13 protein-coding genes and 1 pseudogene are annotated in these 14,801 nt (G+C 62.4%); 10 read left to right on the top strand and 4 right to left on the bottom strand.

Annotated features, from left to right (window positions below):
• Positions 1–600: pseudogene (locus AB5Y54_RS08555) on the top strand (ISL3-like element ISAeme19 family transposase); the annotation flags it as partial.
• 47 nt (positions 601–647) lie between these two features.
• Here the strand turns inward: AB5Y54_RS08555 and pfkA are convergent.
• The 3 genes from pfkA to elyC form a co-directional block, all read right to left on the bottom strand.
• The gene (gene pfkA / locus AB5Y54_RS08560) at positions 648–1,619 is read right to left on the bottom strand and encodes a 6-phosphofructokinase (RefSeq protein ID WP_010674852.1); all 972 of its coding nucleotides are present in this window, start codon (positions 1,617–1,619) and stop codon (positions 648–650) included.
• A 143-nt stretch (positions 1,620–1,762) separates the two neighbouring features.
• Positions 1,763–2,518, bottom strand: coding sequence for a triose-phosphate isomerase (gene tpiA, locus AB5Y54_RS08565; protein WP_104452961.1), 756 nt, complete (start codon positions 2,516–2,518; stop codon positions 1,763–1,765).
• A 135-nt stretch (positions 2,519–2,653) separates the two neighbouring features.
• On the bottom strand, positions 2,654–3,439 hold the full coding sequence (elyC, locus tag AB5Y54_RS08570; protein WP_104452960.1) for an envelope biogenesis factor ElyC: 786 nt from the start codon (positions 3,437–3,439) through the stop codon (positions 2,654–2,656).
• 128 nt (positions 3,440–3,567) lie between these two features.
• Between elyC and cmoM the strand changes: the two genes are divergently transcribed.
• From cmoM to AB5Y54_RS08615, 9 genes are all read left to right on the top strand, one after another.
• Positions 3,568–4,344, top strand: coding sequence for a tRNA uridine 5-oxyacetic acid(34) methyltransferase CmoM (gene cmoM / locus AB5Y54_RS08575; RefSeq protein WP_104452959.1), 777 nt, complete (start codon positions 3,568–3,570; stop codon positions 4,342–4,344).
• Positions 4,345–4,458: 114 nt separating this feature from the next.
• Complete coding sequence (gene mukF / locus AB5Y54_RS08580; RefSeq protein WP_039040724.1) at positions 4,459–5,778, top strand: chromosome partition protein MukF; 1,320 nt, start codon at positions 4,459–4,461, stop codon at positions 5,776–5,778.
• A complete protein-coding gene (gene mukE, locus AB5Y54_RS08585; protein ID WP_029314572.1) occupies positions 5,759–6,496 on the top strand; it encodes a chromosome partition protein MukE in 738 nt (245 codons plus the stop codon). Before mukF ends, mukE begins: the two co-directional genes overlap by 20 nt.
• Before the next feature lie 45 nt (positions 6,497–6,541).
• Positions 6,542–10,969, top strand: a complete 4,428-nt coding sequence (mukB, locus tag AB5Y54_RS08590; protein ID WP_104452958.1) for a chromosome partition protein MukB — start codon at positions 6,542–6,544, stop codon at positions 10,967–10,969.
• 150 nt (positions 10,970–11,119) lie between these two features.
• Positions 11,120–11,506, top strand: coding sequence for a septal ring lytic transglycosylase RlpA family protein (locus AB5Y54_RS08595; protein ID WP_052816256.1), 387 nt, complete (start codon positions 11,120–11,122; stop codon positions 11,504–11,506).
• Positions 11,507–11,794: 288 nt separating this feature from the next.
• Positions 11,795–12,268 carry a cupin domain-containing protein gene (locus tag AB5Y54_RS08600; protein ID WP_052816254.1) on the top strand — a complete coding sequence of 158 codons (474 nt, stop codon included), beginning with the start codon at positions 11,795–11,797 and terminating at the stop codon, positions 12,266–12,268.
• Positions 12,269–12,284: 16 nt separating this feature from the next.
• A complete protein-coding gene (locus tag AB5Y54_RS08605) occupies positions 12,285–12,770 on the top strand; it encodes a GNAT family N-acetyltransferase (protein ID WP_049636016.1) in 486 nt (161 codons plus the stop codon).
• A 265-nt stretch (positions 12,771–13,035) separates the two neighbouring features.
• Positions 13,036–13,344, top strand: a complete 309-nt coding sequence (locus tag AB5Y54_RS08610) for a putative quinol monooxygenase (RefSeq protein ID WP_042879252.1) — start codon at positions 13,036–13,038, stop codon at positions 13,342–13,344.
• A gap of 342 nt (positions 13,345–13,686) precedes the next feature.
• Positions 13,687–14,178 carry a histidine phosphatase family protein gene (locus AB5Y54_RS08615; RefSeq protein WP_052816250.1) on the top strand — a complete coding sequence of 164 codons (492 nt, stop codon included), beginning with the start codon at positions 13,687–13,689 and terminating at the stop codon, positions 14,176–14,178.
• Positions 14,179–14,250: 72 nt separating this feature from the next.
• Here AB5Y54_RS08615 and AB5Y54_RS08620 read toward each other — a convergent pair whose 3' ends face one another.
• Complete coding sequence (locus tag AB5Y54_RS08620; RefSeq protein WP_161648269.1) at positions 14,251–14,793, bottom strand: hypothetical protein; 543 nt, start codon at positions 14,791–14,793, stop codon at positions 14,251–14,253.
• Between the last annotated feature and the right edge of the window lie 8 nt (positions 14,794–14,801).

A 14,801-nucleotide genomic window follows, 5' to 3' on the forward strand; every position in this document is an offset into this window, starting at 1 on the left:
CAGATTGAGGCGGTGGCGATGGACATGAACACGGCGTTCGACCTGGAGGTGAAGCAACACTGCCCGCAGGCGGAGGTGGTCTACGACCTGTTCCACGTGGTGGCTCGCTATGGCCGAGAGGTGGTGGACCGGGTGCGAGTGGAGCAGGCGAATGCACTGAAAAGCGATAAACCGGCGCGAAAAGTGGTCAAAAGTGCGCGTTGGTTGCTGCTACGTAATCGGACGAAGCTGAGTGAAAAACAGGATGTGAAGTTGCAGGAGCTGTTGGCGGCGAATCAACCGCTGGCGATGGTGTACGTGCTGAAAGAGGCGTTGAAGGGCATCTGGTATGCGCCGAGCGTGTGGGAAGGATGGCGACGATGGCGGAGCTGGATGCGGCAGGTGAAGGAAAGCGGGCTAGCGCCGCTGCAACGATTTGGTCGAAATTTATCGAAATATATGCGGGGGATCCTGGCGAGTGCAAACTACCCGATGCACACGAGTGTGCTGGAAGGGGTGAACAACAAGATCAAAGTGATAAAGCGCATGGCATATGGATTTAGGGACTCAGAATACTTTTTTCTGAAAATCAAGGCGGCCTTCCCCGGAAAGCCGCGATGAACCTAAAAAAACCCTCCAGAGGAGGGTTTTTTGTCAGACAACAGCCCTTAGAACAGGGTGGTGGAGAGATCGTACAGCTCCTGGTTGAACGGGCGCTTCAGGTTCTCGATGCAGTCGATGATGTCGTGGTGCACCATCTCGTTGCCCTGAATGCCGACGCAGCGGCCACCCTGGCCCGCCAGCAGTTGCTCGACGGCGAAGGCACCCATGCGGCTGGACATGATACGGTCACGGGCAGTGGGAGAACCGCCACGCTGGATGTGACCCAGGATGGTGGCGCGGGTTTCGCGGCCGGTCATGGCCTCGATGTCTTTTGCCAGGGCGTTGACGTCGGTGACGTGCTCGCAGATGGTGATGATGGCGTGCTTCTTGCCCTTGGCTTCCCCTTCCTTGATCTGTTGCAGCAGCTTCTCCTTGTCGAAGGCCACTTCCGGCACGATCACGTATTCGGCACCACCGGCAACGGCGGCAGACATGGCCAGATCGCCGCAGTGGCGGCCCATGATCTCGACCACGGAGATGCGGTGGTGGGAGCTGCAGGTGTCGCGCAGGCGGTCAATGGCGTCCACGACCACGTTCAGGGCGGTGTCAAAGCCGATGGTGAAGTCGGTACCGGCGATGTCGTTGTCGATGGTGCCCGGCAGGCCGATACAGGGGAAGCCCTCTTCGGTCAGCTTCTTGGCACCCATGTAGGAGCCGTCACCGCCGATGACCACCAGGGCGTCGATGCCGTGTTTCTTCAGGTTTTCGACCGCTTCGGCACGGACTTTCGGATCCTTGAAGGCGGGGAAACGGGCGGAGCCCAGGAAAGTACCGCCACGGTTCACGACGTCGGAGACGCTGTGACGCTCGAGCTTGACGATACGGTCCTGGTGCAGACCGAGGTAGCCATCATAGATGCCGTAAACTTCCAGGCCATGATGCAGACCGGCGCGCACCACGGCGCGGATGGCTGCGTTCATACCCGGTGCGTCACCACCACTGGTCAAAACACCAATACGTTTGATTTGTTTGGTCATGAGTGCCTCTGGATCTGAGTTGTCGAAAATCAAGATTCTGAATAATACGGCTGGCCGCTTTTACTATATCGGCTTTCCTATGGCGAGAGGGTCCATAGGAAAGCGATATGCAAAGAGGGGCGGGGCCCCTCTTTGCTTGGCGCTTACTTGGCTGCGCCAGCGATGATCTGGGAGAAGTCGTCCACTTTCAGGGACGCGCCACCCACCAGGCCACCGTCGATGTCCGGCTGGCCGAACAGGTCGGCAGCGGTGGCGCCAGTCACGGAGCCGCCGTACAGGATCTGTACCTTGGCAGCCACGGCTGCATCAAAACCGGCCAGGTATTGACGGATGTGAGCATGCACGGATTGTGCGATCTCCGGGGTGGCGGTCTTGCCGGTGCCGATGGCCCATACCGGCTCGTAAGCGATGACGGCGTTCTCGAAGGAGGTGATGCCGCAGCGATCGATCACGGCCTTGAGCTGGGTCTCGACCACCTGGTTGGTGGTACCGGCTTCGAACTGGGCCAGGGTTTCACCGATGCACAGCACGGGGATCAGGCCGCCCTTCTGGATGGCTTCGTACTTGGCAGCCACCACGTCGTCGGTCTCTGCGTGCAGGGTACGACGCTCGCTGTGGCCGACCAGGGAGTAGGTGCAGCCGAAGGCTTTGAGCATGGAGGGGGCGTTTTCGCCGGTGAAGGCGCCGGACTCGTGAACGTCGGCGTTCTGGGCACCGTAGGCGATCTTGCTGCCAGCGGTCAGCTGTTCAACCAGACCCAAAAAGATAACCGGCGGGCAGACGGCCACTTGCACGGAAGGATGAGCGGCAGCGGCCGGGGTCAGTCCTTTGATCAGGGCTTCTACAGAAGCCTTGGTGCCGTTCAGTTTCCAGTTACCCATTACCAGGTGCTGTCTCATCTTCTATATCTCCTAGGCATTTGATTGCGCAACATTATATGAATTGAACCGAGCCCAAGATAGCTGACCCGGCGGCAAATGACGTAATTTTTTTTCGCTTTCCTGATCCAAATCAGGAATGCAAGGCGCGATTGCTCACTCGGTGACCTGCCCACGCAAACGGGCCCACCATACCCCAATCCACTCATGAATGGCAGCCTCGGAATACATCAGATAACGCCCCTTGGGGAGGTAGCTGTAGAGGGGTTGCGGCTCCTGACTCTGCTTGGCGGTGTAATCGGTGGGAGCCGGCACCGCATCGAGTCCCTGACTGCGATAGAGAGCCATGGCCCGGGGCAGGTGGGTGGCCGAACTCACCAGCGCCACCCGTTTGCCGTTGAGGTGGGCGGCGATGCTGACCGCCTCGTCATGGGTGTCTTTGTTGTTTTCAAACAACGTCATGCGCGCGCGCGGGATGCCAAGGCTGGCCGCCATGCGGGCGTTGACCTCGGCGTTCGACAGGGGATCCCCGGCCACGGCGCCGGAGAAAACCAGCTCGGCCTCTGGATAGGCCAGAGCCAGGCGAACCCCTTCCAGGGTGCGCGCCAGGGAGATGTTGTTTTGCCAGGCGCGCTCTGGGATGGCCGGATCGCTCACATGACCGTTGCCCAGCACGACGATGGCCTGGATGTCAGGATGCTGGCTCACCTCGAAGGGGGGATAGGTCTGCTCCAGGCTGCGGGCCAGTTCGTAGCTCACCGGCCGCGTCCCCATCAGGGCGATGATCCCCAAGGAGAGGGTCGCCAGCAGCCTGCCGCTTTTTTGAAAGCGGGTGAACCAGAGCAGCACGAGCGCCAGCACCAACAAGGAGAGAGAGAAGGGGAGCGGCATCAGCAGATGGCCCAGCCATTTCTTGATGACAAAGAAGTTGAGCTCGAACACGACAGACACGTCCTTGAGTTTTCAGCAAATTCGGGATGTGACAGAATACCCCTCTTTTTTCCTGTGGCCCAATCCTGTGTGGTTCCTCCTGCGGCCCTCATGGCGGGGCGGTCGAAGATGAGTGTGTCTTGAAGCAAGATCAGAGTTTTGACGGGCGCGCGGACAAGTTCGCTCGCAACATTTACGACTCCACCAAGGGGCGCATTCGCACCACCATTGTCTGGAGTGACATCGAAGCCTGCCTGGCGCGCCTGGGCAGCCGGCCGCTGCGCATCCTGGATGCCGGCGGCGGCTTTGGCTACTTCGCCCAGAAACTGGCGGCCATGGGCCATCAGGTGGAGCTGTGCGATTTGTCGGCAGAAATGCTGGATCTGGCCCGGGAGCAGATCGCCCAGAAGGGCTTGGAAGACAGAATTCGTCTCATCCATTGCCCCATTCAGGATCTCAAGCACCAGGTGACCGGCACCTTCGATCTGGTGCTCTGTCACGCGGTACTGGAGTGGCTCGCCGAGCCGCGCCAGACCTTGCTGGGTCTGTTCCCTTTCGTCAAGGCAGGGGGCATACTGTCGCTGCTTTTTTACAATCGTCACGGCCTCCTGTTCCAGAGCCTGGTGGTGGGCAATTTTGACTATGTGCGCCTGGGCCTTCGCAAGAAACGCCAGACCGCCCTGACACCCACCAATCCCCAGTTGCCGGAGCAGGTCTATGACTGGATAGGCCGGGGGGGATTGCGGATCATCGGCAAGACCGGGGTGCGTGTCATCCACGACTACATGCGCCACAAGCAGGATCAGGTCGAGAAGTTCGAGGACCTGCTGGCCATGGAGCAGCAATATTGCCGCCAGGAGCCCTTTGTTTCCCTGGGGCGCTACATCCATGTGATGGCCCAGAAACCGGCCGGTTGAGCCCCACCGGCGTGAATACGATGCGGGATCCAGCCGCCGGGGCGCCACCGACCCCGGCCTATATCACCACGGCAGGCAAAGACCTGCCGACTATAACAACGAGATGATAACGTCATGATGAGTACATCCCGTACCCTGCCAGAGACGGTGGGATGGGTCAGACAGGAGGGGTTGGCGCTGAACCTCCCCACCGACAGGCTGGCCTTTCTGATAGCGATCAAGACGCTCTCCGAGGACGAGTCTGATCTCTCGGAGGCCGCGCTGCACGATGCCTTTGGCTATGTCAGCAGTGCCTTCGGCCAGATGGACGAGACCCTCACCGGTCGCGCCAACAACGCCATCAACGATCTCATTCGTCAGCAACTGCTGTCGCGTTTCACCACCGACATGGTGGCGGGGGAGAGCCTCTACCGCCTGTCGCGCCTTGGCATGAGCATCGTCGATTTCTTCATGGATCAGCGCCAGGTGGACTCCATCAAGCTCTCCATCCTGCTCGAGCACCTGGCGGCCGAGCTCGACACCGCCCGCAAGGCGGCGCTCGAGACCAACACCCGGGAGCAGTGGGACGCCGAGGTGCTGCCGCGTCTCTCCTTCTCCCTGGAAGAGACGCTCGGGCGCATCGATCTCACCCAGCGCGCCATGGACGAGCAGCAAAACCAGGTCAAGAGCGAGATCGCGGCCCTGCTGACCCAGAACTGGGTCGATGCCATCCACAGCTGCGAGAAGCTCCTGCACGAGACCGGCCAGACCCTGCGCGAGTTGCAGGACACCCTGGACGCCGCCGGCCACCGCCTGCAGGCGGGGCTGCTCAACATTCAGGAAGCGGCCCAGGGGCGCGATGATCTGTTCCACGTCGAGGAGCTGACCCACGCCCTGCAGGGGCGTCTGGATGTCATCACCGCCTGGGGCCAGCAGTGCATCGAGCTCTGGTCCCGTTATGACAGGCACGTCCACAAGTTCATCCGCAACGCCATCGACATGGACAAGAACCGCGCCTTCAGCCAGCGGCTGCGGGAATCCATCCGCAACTTCGAGCAGCACAGCTGGTTGTTGCGGGTGGCCGAAGAGCCCCGTTTGCTGGAGCTGCGGGATGAAACCATCGCCATCCACGACGAGGAGGTGACCGGCGAGGTGCCCCTCGAGATGGAGTACGTAGAGATGGTGGACATCAACCAGGAGCTGGCGGAGCGCATCGAGCGCTACCTGGCCCGCTATCCGGAGCAGGGAGATCGGCTGGATCTTGCCGACGTGCTGCGGGAATACCTGCTGGACTACCCGGCCCATGCCCACTTCGACGTGGCGCGCCTCCTGATCGATCAGGCCGTGCGTCTCGGCCATGCCAGCGGTGAGCGCGAGCACCACCGCCAACCCGCATGGAAACCCATCAACCAAGCTGGATCCAAGGTTCAGGCCTATGTCATCGATCAATACTGAATTCCCCTTGCCCCTGCGCCTCGCAGAGGCCATCGCCAACCCCTTGTTTCCGCGCATCGACACCGCCCTGCGCTCCGGTCGCCACATCAGTGCCGACGAATTCGAGCAGCACTCTGCCCTGGTGGAGTACCACCAGGAGCTGGAGATCTTCTACGGCCGCTATCAGGTGGAACTCATCAAGGCGCCGGAAGGCTTCTTCTACCTGCGTCCGCGCCCGAGCGCCGACATCGGTACAACAGTGTTATCTGAGCTCGATATGCTGGTGGGCAAGGTGCTCTGCTACCTGTTCCTGAGCCCGGACAGGCTCGCCTCTGAAGGGGTGTTCGCCATGGGAGAGCTGCAAGAAGAGGTGCTGAGTCTGGCGGACGAGAAGCAACTGCTGCGCATGGTCAACAGCCGCTCCGGCGGCACGGATCTGGACAAGAAGAAGCTCCTCGAGAAAATCCGCACCTCCATGCGTCGCCTCAAGCGCCTCGGGATGATCACCCCCCTTGGCAACAGCGACAAATTCCGGGTCAACGAGTCCGTGTTCCGCTTCGCCGCCGATGTGCGCTCCGACGAGGATCCCCGCGCGGTGCAACTGCGGATGATCCAGGAAGGGGAGGCCATTTTCCACGACGACGAGATGCCGAGCAGCGATTCCCTGTTCGAGGATATCGAAGAGGATCTGGACGAAGAGCAGCTGGAGCTGGAGGTGGAAGATGATCTGCAACGTTAATGTGCCGGCACTGATGGTGTCTGCCGGTTTGATGGAGAGTGTGGCGTGAGAGGCAAATTCAAATCCCTGACCATGGTCAACTGGAACGGCTTCTTTGCCCGCACCTTCGATCTCGACCAGCTGGTCACGACCCTGTCCGGCGGTAACGGCGCGGGCAAGTCCACCACCATGGCGGCCTTTATCGCGGCCCTCATTCCCGACCAGTCACTGCTCCATTTCCGTAACACCACGGAGGCGGGCTCCTCCAGCGCGTCCCGCGACAAGGGGCTCTACGGCAAGCTGCAGCGTGGCCACTGCTATTCGCTGCTGGAAGTGATGAACAGCCGCGAGCAGCGGATCTGGGTCGGTGTGCACCTCGAACAGGTGGCCAACCGTGACAACAAGGTCAACATCACTCCGTTCGCCCTGGTGGATGTGCCCGAACACCTGGCGCCCACGGATCTGCTGCTGGAGAAGCTCGACGACGGCAAGGGTCGGGTACGTGCCTTCGCTGATCTGAAGGGGGCGGCAGCGGAGCTCGGCGCCATCAAGGTCGCCAAGTTCAATACGGTGACCGATTATCACAACTTCATGTTCGAGTTCGGCATCACCCCGAAGAAACTGCGGGATCAAAAGGATCGCGGCAAGTTCTATCGCCTGATCGAAGCTTCCCTCTACGGCGGTATCTCGTCTTCCATCAGCCGCTCCTTGCGTGAATACCTGCTGCCGGAGAACTCCGGGGTACGCAAGGCGTTCCAGGACATGGAGGCGGCCATCTACGAGAACCGCCGCACCCTGGAAGCCATCAAGGAGACCCAAGGTCAGCGGGATCTCTTCAAGAACCTGATCACCGAGACCACCCACTATGTGGCCGCGGAGTATGTGCGGGGCGCCGCCGAGAAGAGCCGTCTCTCCGAGCTGGCCCTCAAGGCACGCTCTGAGCTCGCCGGCAAACGCCGTCTGCTGGCCGAGGAGAAGCAGCGCGCCATCTATCTGGCGGACGAGGTGGATCAGCTCACCAACCGCGAGAAGCTCCTGACCGACGAGCTGGAGTCCGCCGCCGAGCACCTGGCCAAGGTGATGGCGGCCGTGGCCCTGCAAAAGAAGATTGCCCTCTATCGCGCCGATCTGGCGGAGCTCAACGACAAGCTCGAGCAGCAGCAGGCGGTGGTGGAAGAGATCCACGGCCAGTTGCTGGAAGTGGAGGAGCGCAAGGAGCTGGCCCAGGCAGAGGTGGACAGCCTCAAGACCCAGCTGGCCGACTACCAGCAGGCGCTCGATATCCAGCAGACCCGCGCCATCCAGTACCGTCAGGCGGTGCAGGCCCTGGAAAACGCCCGCGAGCAGTGCGAACTGCCGGGGCTCGAGCCTGCGCAGGCGAGCGACACCCTGCACCAGTTCCGCGCAGCCGAGCAGAGCCTCACCAGCCGGGTGCTGGGGGCCGAGCAGCAGCTGGCGCTGGCCAAGGCGGCGGTGGCCGAACACGAAGCGGCGCTGACGCTGCTGCTCAGCATCGCACCCGAGACAGTGCGCGAGGCTGCCTGGCCCACCGCGCAGGCGCTGCTCAAGCGCCACATCGAAGACAAGGCCCGCATTGCCCAGGGGCAGGGTCTGCGCGCCGCGCTGGCTCGCCTCGAGAAAGAGAGCGAAAGCCAGAAGACGCTCTTGCGGCTGCGAGACGAGCTGGCCCAGGCGTCTGGTCAGCACATTGCTAGCCAGGACGAGCTGGAGATCTTCCTCGAAGCCCAGCGCACCCGCCAGGAGGAGCTCTCCGAGCAGCAGGCAGAGGCCAATCAGCGCCGCGCCAGCCTCGAGCATCAGGGTACTCAGCTGGGTCGCGATATCGCGGAGCTGACCAAGCTGGCCCCGCGCTGGCTCAAATCCTTTGAAAAACTCGAGCAACTGCGCGAGCAGAGTGGCTTGGCCTTGGCCACCGCCGAAGAACTCTCTTCCGGCATGCAGAGCGTGCTCGACAAGGAGCGGGAGTTCGAGCAGGAGAGCAACCGCATTCAGGGCCAGAAACAGGCGCTGGAGATGCAAATTCGCAACCTGCAGCTGGGTGCCGGCGAGGCGGATCCGCGTCTTGCCCGCATCGCCGAGCAGGTGGGGGGCGTGCTGCTCTCGGACGTCTATGACGACATCTCCATCGATGATGCCCCTTACTACTCCGCGCTCTACGGCCCGGCTCGCAGCGCCCTGGTGGTGCTCGACCTCGAAGGCGCCATCGAGCGGCTGAAAAAGCTGGAAGATTGCCCGGAAGATATCTACCTCATCCAGGGCAACCCCGACTCCTTTGACGAGGATCTGGTGGAAGCTGATGAGCTGGGGGACGCCGTGCTGGTGCGCACCAGCAAACGTCAGGTGCGCTTCTCCCGCTACCCCGAGCTGCCGCTGTTTGGCCGCGCCGCCCGGGAAAAACGGATCGAGCAGCTCGATCTTGAGCGGGAAAACCTCATCGAGGGCTACGCCAAGGCCGCCTTCGAGCAGCAGAAGTACCACCGTCTCTACGGCCACTTCCGCGACTTTATCGGCCAGCATCTGGATATCGCCTTCCGCCCGGACCCCGAAGCCGAGGTGCAGGCCAAGCAGCACGAGCAGCGCAAGCTGCAAGAAACCATCGCCGAGTGCGACAAGCAGCTGAGTGATGCCAAAGCCGCCGCCGCCCAGCTGACCCGCCATATCCAGCTGGTGCAGGGGATGCTGCCCTTTGCCCACCTGTTTGCCGAGGCAGACCTGGCGGCCCGCCTCGAGGCGGCTCACGCCGATGTGGAGGCCCTTAAAACAGCCGAAGCCTTTATCGCCAGGCACGGCAAGGCGCTGGAAAAACTGGAAACCATGGTGCAGGTGCTGCGCCAGGATCCCCAGGATCTGGCGGCCCTGCAGGCGGCCTTTGACGAGGTGAGCGACCTGCTGGCCGAGCAGAAGCGCCGTTGCTACGCCCTCGATCAGCTGGTGGCCCGTTTGCCGCACTTTGCCTATCAGGATGCGCAAGATCTGCTGGGCAAGGCCTCCGAGATGAGCGAGCGACTCAAAGAGAAGCTCAAGGCGGCAGAGCTTGCCGCCCGCACCGCCGGTGAGCAGCACAAGCAGATCACCCAGCGCCACACCGAGGCGCTGCAACTGCGCACGGCGCTCGATTCCAGCGCCTCGGCCAAGGGGCAGACCCTGGCGGAGTTCGAGCAGGAGCTGGCGGCCATGGGGCTGACCCTGTCGGATGACATGGAAGAGAAGGCCCGTGCCCACAAGAAAGAGATTGAAGAGCTGCTTATCCGCACCCGGACCCGCCGCACCAGCGCCGAGGCCCAGTTGCAGGTGTGCAAGCGCGAAATCGAGTCCCTTGGCGGTCGTCTCAAGCTCGAAGGCAAGGATTACTACAGCGCCCGCAAATCCCTGGTGGGTCACAAGGCGAGCTGGTCGCGGGTGGTGCGTCTGGCACGGGAGACCGACGTCGAGAAGCGTCTGAACAAGCGCGAGCTGGCGTACCTCGACAGCGACGAGCTGCGCTCCATGTCGGACAAGGCCCTCGGCGCCCTGCGGGTGGCGGTGGCCCACGACGAGGCCCTGCGCGATGCGCTGCGTCTGTCGGAAGGCAACCGCAGCACCGAGCAGAAGGTCGCCTTCTATGTGCAGGTCTACCGTTACCTGAAAGATCGCATCCGCAACGACATCATCCGCTCGGACGATCCGGTGGAAGCCATCGAGGAGATGGAGATCGAGCTGGCGCGCCTCGCCGACGAGCTCAAGCAGCGGGAAACCCATCTGTCCCTCTCCTCCCACGAGGTGGCGGCCAAGATCACCAACATCATCCGCCGGGAGCAGAACCGCATCCGGGTATTGAACCAGGGCCTGCAGAACATCGCCTTCGGTCTGGTGCGCGGGGTGCGTCTCAACGTCAATATCCGCGAGGCCCACACTCGCCTCCTGACCGCACTCGCCGATCAGAGCGCCATGCACAACGATCTTTTCGCCGACAAGGAGCTCAGCTTCTCCGAGGCCATGGCCAAGCTCTTCCAGCGTCTCAACCCGCAGGTGGAGCAGGGGGAGCGCAACTATCAGGTGATGGGGGACGTGCTGCTCGACTATCGCAACTACCTGGAGCTGGAGATCGAGGTGCAGCGCGGTGCTGACGGCTGGCTGCGGGCCGAGAGCGGCGCCCTCTCCACCGGCGAGGCGATCGGCACCGGTCAGGCCATCCTCTTGATGGTGCTCATCAGCTGGGAGGAGGAGTCCCGCCGTCTGCGCGGCAAGGACATCGCTCCCTGCCGCCTGTTGTTCCTGGACGAAGCGGCACGGCTTGATGGCAAATCCATCGCCACCCTGTTCGAGCTGTGCGAGCGGCAGGACATGCAGCTCCTCATCGCGGCGCCGGAGAACATCAGCCCCGAGAAGGGCACCACCTACAAGCTCATCCGCAAGGTGCAGGGCAAGCACGAGCATGTGCATGTAGTGGGGCTGCGCGGCTTTGGCTTCGCCGACGACAAGCTCATCGCCTGACATCTTCCCCTGACAGGGGCTGACGGAGCGATACGCAAAACGGGAGGCTTGGGCCTCCCGTTTTCCATGGGAAATGTGAGAGAGTAGGCCCCTGTTAACGGAAGCCTGACTGGCGATGCTGGTCGCTCTGTCCCATCGAGGAAGCAACGCATGACGACGCGACAAAAAGGGCTGCTGGCCTCTCTGTGCCTGCTGCTGGCCGCCTGCAGCAGCCACCCTGATGCAGGCAGTGCGGGCAACTGGCGAGGCTATACCCAGACGGGGCTTGCCTCCTATTACGCCGATCGCTACCACAACAAGCGCACCGCCAGCGGGGAGCCTTACCAGCGCCACGCCAACACCGCCGCCCACATGACACTGCCCTTTGGCGCCCTGGTGAGGGTCACCAACCTCGCCAACGACAAGAGCGTGGTGGTGCGGGTCAACGACAGGGGCAATTTCCCCCGCGGGCGCATCATCGATCTCTCCAGGGCGGCGTTCAGCGCCATCGGCAATCCCCGATCCGGGCTTATCAAGGTCAGGATTGAGGTGCTCTAGTCACCGGGTCTGCATGTGCCGGTGCCCCTCCATACCCGGGCCGCTGGAAGAGGGCATTTCCCGGTGATCGCGGGCCATCTTCTTCATTCCATTGGTGAGGTCGCCAACGCGACTTCCCATTTTCCGGTGTGCCATTAAGATAGCCAAACGAAAAACAGGGTGTCTTTGCCATCTGGCGGCAACCGGGCATGGCATGGTGTGTGAGACACCCTTTCAACCCCCTGCCCATGTTTCGCCGCTAAGGCGCAGGCTATAAAGAGAGACGTCATTCACTGGGAGGATCAGAACATGGCTGACAAGCGTGCCATTCAGGCAACGGCCATCCCCGAGCACAAGGCAAAGTCCCTCTATCCGGAGCCCTTTGCCTCCCTGGTCAAGCACCGCACCCGGCGCAGGCTGGGGGATCATTTCGGCCTTGCCAATTTCGGGGTCAACCTGACGACCCTGGCACCGGGGGCCATCTCGGCGCTCAAGCACCATCACGGCCTGCAGGACGAGTTCGTCTATGTGCTCTCGGGCAATCCCACCCTGCGCCACGGGGAGGAGGAGTACCGGATGTCGCCGGGGGAGTGCATCGGCTTCAAGGGGGGCAGCGGCCTGGCCCACCAGTTGCTCAACCACGGTGAGGTGGACGCCGTCTATCTCGAGGTGGGGGACAGGCTGCCAGGGGACACCGTCGACTATCCCGACGACGATCTGGCCCTGGTACAGGGTGCCGATGGCGCCTGGTCAGCCAGACACAAGGATGGCACCCCCTACTAGGGTGCCTCTTCGGGCAATGAGAGAGACCTCCATGGTGTTCAGCCCCTTTTCTGCTGTCAGGGCAGAGGATTTTCTGCCGCTGCTCAACGACGAGACGCTGCGAAAGCACCTGATCCCTCACCCGCTTTTCGATGTGGCCGGGGTGCGCGACTGGATGGCGTACAAGCTGGGAGTCGACGCCCGGCCAGGTTGCCGCGTGCGCGCCATCTTCCTCGACGGCACCCTGGCGGGGTGGTGCGGTATCCAGCCCGATGACGAGGGGGTGGAGCTTGCCATCGTGCTCGCCAAGGCCGGCTGGGGAAGCGGCGTGGCGATTTTCAACGAGATGATGGGGTGGGCGAGGGAGCTTGGCCATCGGACGATACTCTTTCACTTGCTGGATACCCGCCCGCCTTATCTGTCCCTCGCCAGACGGGCCATCTGGGTGAGGAAAACGCGCCTGGGCGAACACCCTTTCACCACCTATTGCCTTGACGTTGAGCGCTGGTCTGCAGGCCCTTAGCCTGGACCAGGGGGCCGCAAGCCGTGCCGCCTCCTGGCGGGTCCCGTTGCCACCCTTTGCGCCATGATCCCTCCCGCTCGTTTGTTCCTCCGTGCACGGCGTGGTTATCCACCCCGTTGAACACAGTGTTCATTCTGCCCCCCTATATGGCCCCCACCGTCCTGCCTACACTGGGCAACGTCTGATGGGGGAGCATCCGGCAGTATAAATCGCTGTCCAGGTTGCACTCTCTGGCGTGTTGACGATGTACAACGGAGAAAACTGGATGAAAAAAGAGACAGACAAACTGGTATCGATCGCAGTGCTCAAGGCCCGTGACGGCATGGGAGAGCGCCTTCGCGATGCCCTGCTTACCTTGATTGACCCCACTCGCCAGGAGCCGGGCAACCTCGATTACGTGCTGTTCGAGTTGAAGGATGAACCCGGCACCTTCTACATGCGGGAAGCCTTCGTGAGTCAGGCCGCCCTGGATGCCCACTGTGAGACCGCGTATTTCCAGGCTTTCGCTCGCCAGGCGGACGAACTGCTGGCCGAACCCCTTCGGCTTGTCTTCATGGAAGAAGTGAGCCCCTGATCCTTGCCGCAGAGCCCGATGGTCCCCTCATCGGGCTTTTTGCCTTCAGCCTCGCTCCCGGCAATCGCATCTACCTGCTCGGCTGTGTGGCCATGGCCCTGAACCCCATCCTGATCAAGCGCTGCTACCGGGGGAGTCCTTCCTCCACCTGACCGGCTGGACCCTCATCTGCGCCACTGTGCTGCTCACCGGCATGCTGACCGGGGAGACAGTACACTGGGAACAGGTAGGCTGGGGGGTAGAAGGTGTGCTGCTGACCATGGTGCTCCTGCCCCTTCATGCTGGCAAACGGGGGGCTGTCTGAGGGGCCGCCTGTGGCCCTGATCAACCAGGGAGTGCGTCATGAGAAGAACCCTGATCCTGGTACGCCATGGCAAGTCGAGCTGGGAAGACGCGTCTTTGTCTGACCGCGCTCGTCCGCTGGCTGCGCGCGGGCTGCGCGATGCGCCCCTGATGGGGGCTCGTCTGGCGCACCTTGGGGTGAAGCCCGATCTCATCCTCTCGAGCCCCGCCTGCCGGGCCCTGACGACCGCCCGGCTGCTTGCCGGGGAGCTGGGTTATTCCCCGGACCGCATCGTCATCGACGAGGGCCTCTACGAGAGCGATGCCGGGACCCTTCTCGGGGTGGTGGGGGCGCTTTCAGATGATCTCGCCTGCGTACTGCTGGTGGGTCATGATCCTGCCTTCACCGACCTGGCTCATGGCTTTTCCTCCGGTATCACTCGCATGCCGACCTGTGCCGTCGCCCGCTTCATCTTCGACGCCCCCTCCTGGTCGGCGCTCCCGTCCTGCTCGCCGGTGGTGGCCGTGCTGGACTTCCCGAAGAAGAGGTAGGGGGGCGTCGGTTGCAGGCATGCAGAAACGACAAGGGGAGCCGCGGCTCCCCTTGTCGTGATGGTGACGGGGTCATTTGGCCGCGATGGGCCCCTTGGTGCCCGCATCGTTGTCGACCCAGCCATCTTCTCCCTTGAGGCGGCGATCCCCCTGGATGGTGTAGATGACCATGCCCTCCTTGAACACCAGGGCGCCGTCGGATTTCCTGGTACTGACCTGCTTGTCGTTGACCCACACCTGATCCTTGTCATCGATGCGGATGTTCGCGACCGTGGCGCCCGTCTCGGGGAAGGTGGCGACCCCGTTGCCGGCGTAGGGGCTGGCGCTGGCCGCTGCGGGGGCGGCGCCAAATCCGGCGGCGGCGTTCTCGGCCTTGCTCTTGTTGATGTCACAGCCGCTGAGCTCGCTCACCTGGGTACAGCCTGAGCGCTCCAGCTTCTGCTCATAGCTCATGTTCAATCCGCCGTCGGCGGCCGGGGCGGCGGTGCCAAATCCTGCCTTGGCGTTTTCCGCCTTGCTCTTGTGAATATCGCAGCCCTGGGCTTCGGTCACCTGGGTGCAGCCGGAGCGTTCCAGCTGTTCGGCGTATTTGTGGTTGTTGACATCCTCCCCCACCTTAGCGC

The sequence above is a fragment of the Aeromonas sp. s9 genome (genome assembly GCF_040907765.1).
GTDB lineage: Bacteria > Pseudomonadota > Gammaproteobacteria > Enterobacterales > Aeromonadaceae > Aeromonas > Aeromonas caviae.

What these genes read in the sequence shown, in the direction of transcription:
- pfkA (WP_010674852.1), bottom strand. Translation starts at nt 1,619, where the DNA reads ATGACCAAACAAATCAAACGTATTGGTGTTTTGACCAGTGGTGGTGAC.
- tpiA (WP_104452961.1), bottom strand. Translation starts at nt 2,518, where the DNA reads ATGAGACAGCACCTGGTAATGGGTAACTGGAAACTGAACGGCACCAAG.
- mukF (WP_039040724.1), top strand. Translation starts at nt 4,459, where the DNA reads ATGATGAGTACATCCCGTACCCTGCCAGAGACGGTGGGATGGGTCAGA.
- mukE (WP_029314572.1), top strand. Translation starts at nt 5,759, where the DNA reads ATGTCATCGATCAATACTGAATTCCCCTTGCCCCTGCGCCTCGCAGAG.
- AB5Y54_RS08595 (WP_052816256.1), top strand. Translation starts at nt 11,120, where the DNA reads ATGACGACGCGACAAAAAGGGCTGCTGGCCTCTCTGTGCCTGCTGCTG.
- AB5Y54_RS08600 (WP_052816254.1), top strand. Translation starts at nt 11,795, where the DNA reads ATGGCTGACAAGCGTGCCATTCAGGCAACGGCCATCCCCGAGCACAAG.
- AB5Y54_RS08605 (WP_049636016.1), top strand. Translation starts at nt 12,285, where the DNA reads ATGAGAGAGACCTCCATGGTGTTCAGCCCCTTTTCTGCTGTCAGGGCA.
- AB5Y54_RS08610 (WP_042879252.1), top strand. Translation starts at nt 13,036, where the DNA reads ATGAAAAAAGAGACAGACAAACTGGTATCGATCGCAGTGCTCAAGGCC.
- AB5Y54_RS08615 (WP_052816250.1), top strand. Translation starts at nt 13,687, where the DNA reads ATGAGAAGAACCCTGATCCTGGTACGCCATGGCAAGTCGAGCTGGGAA.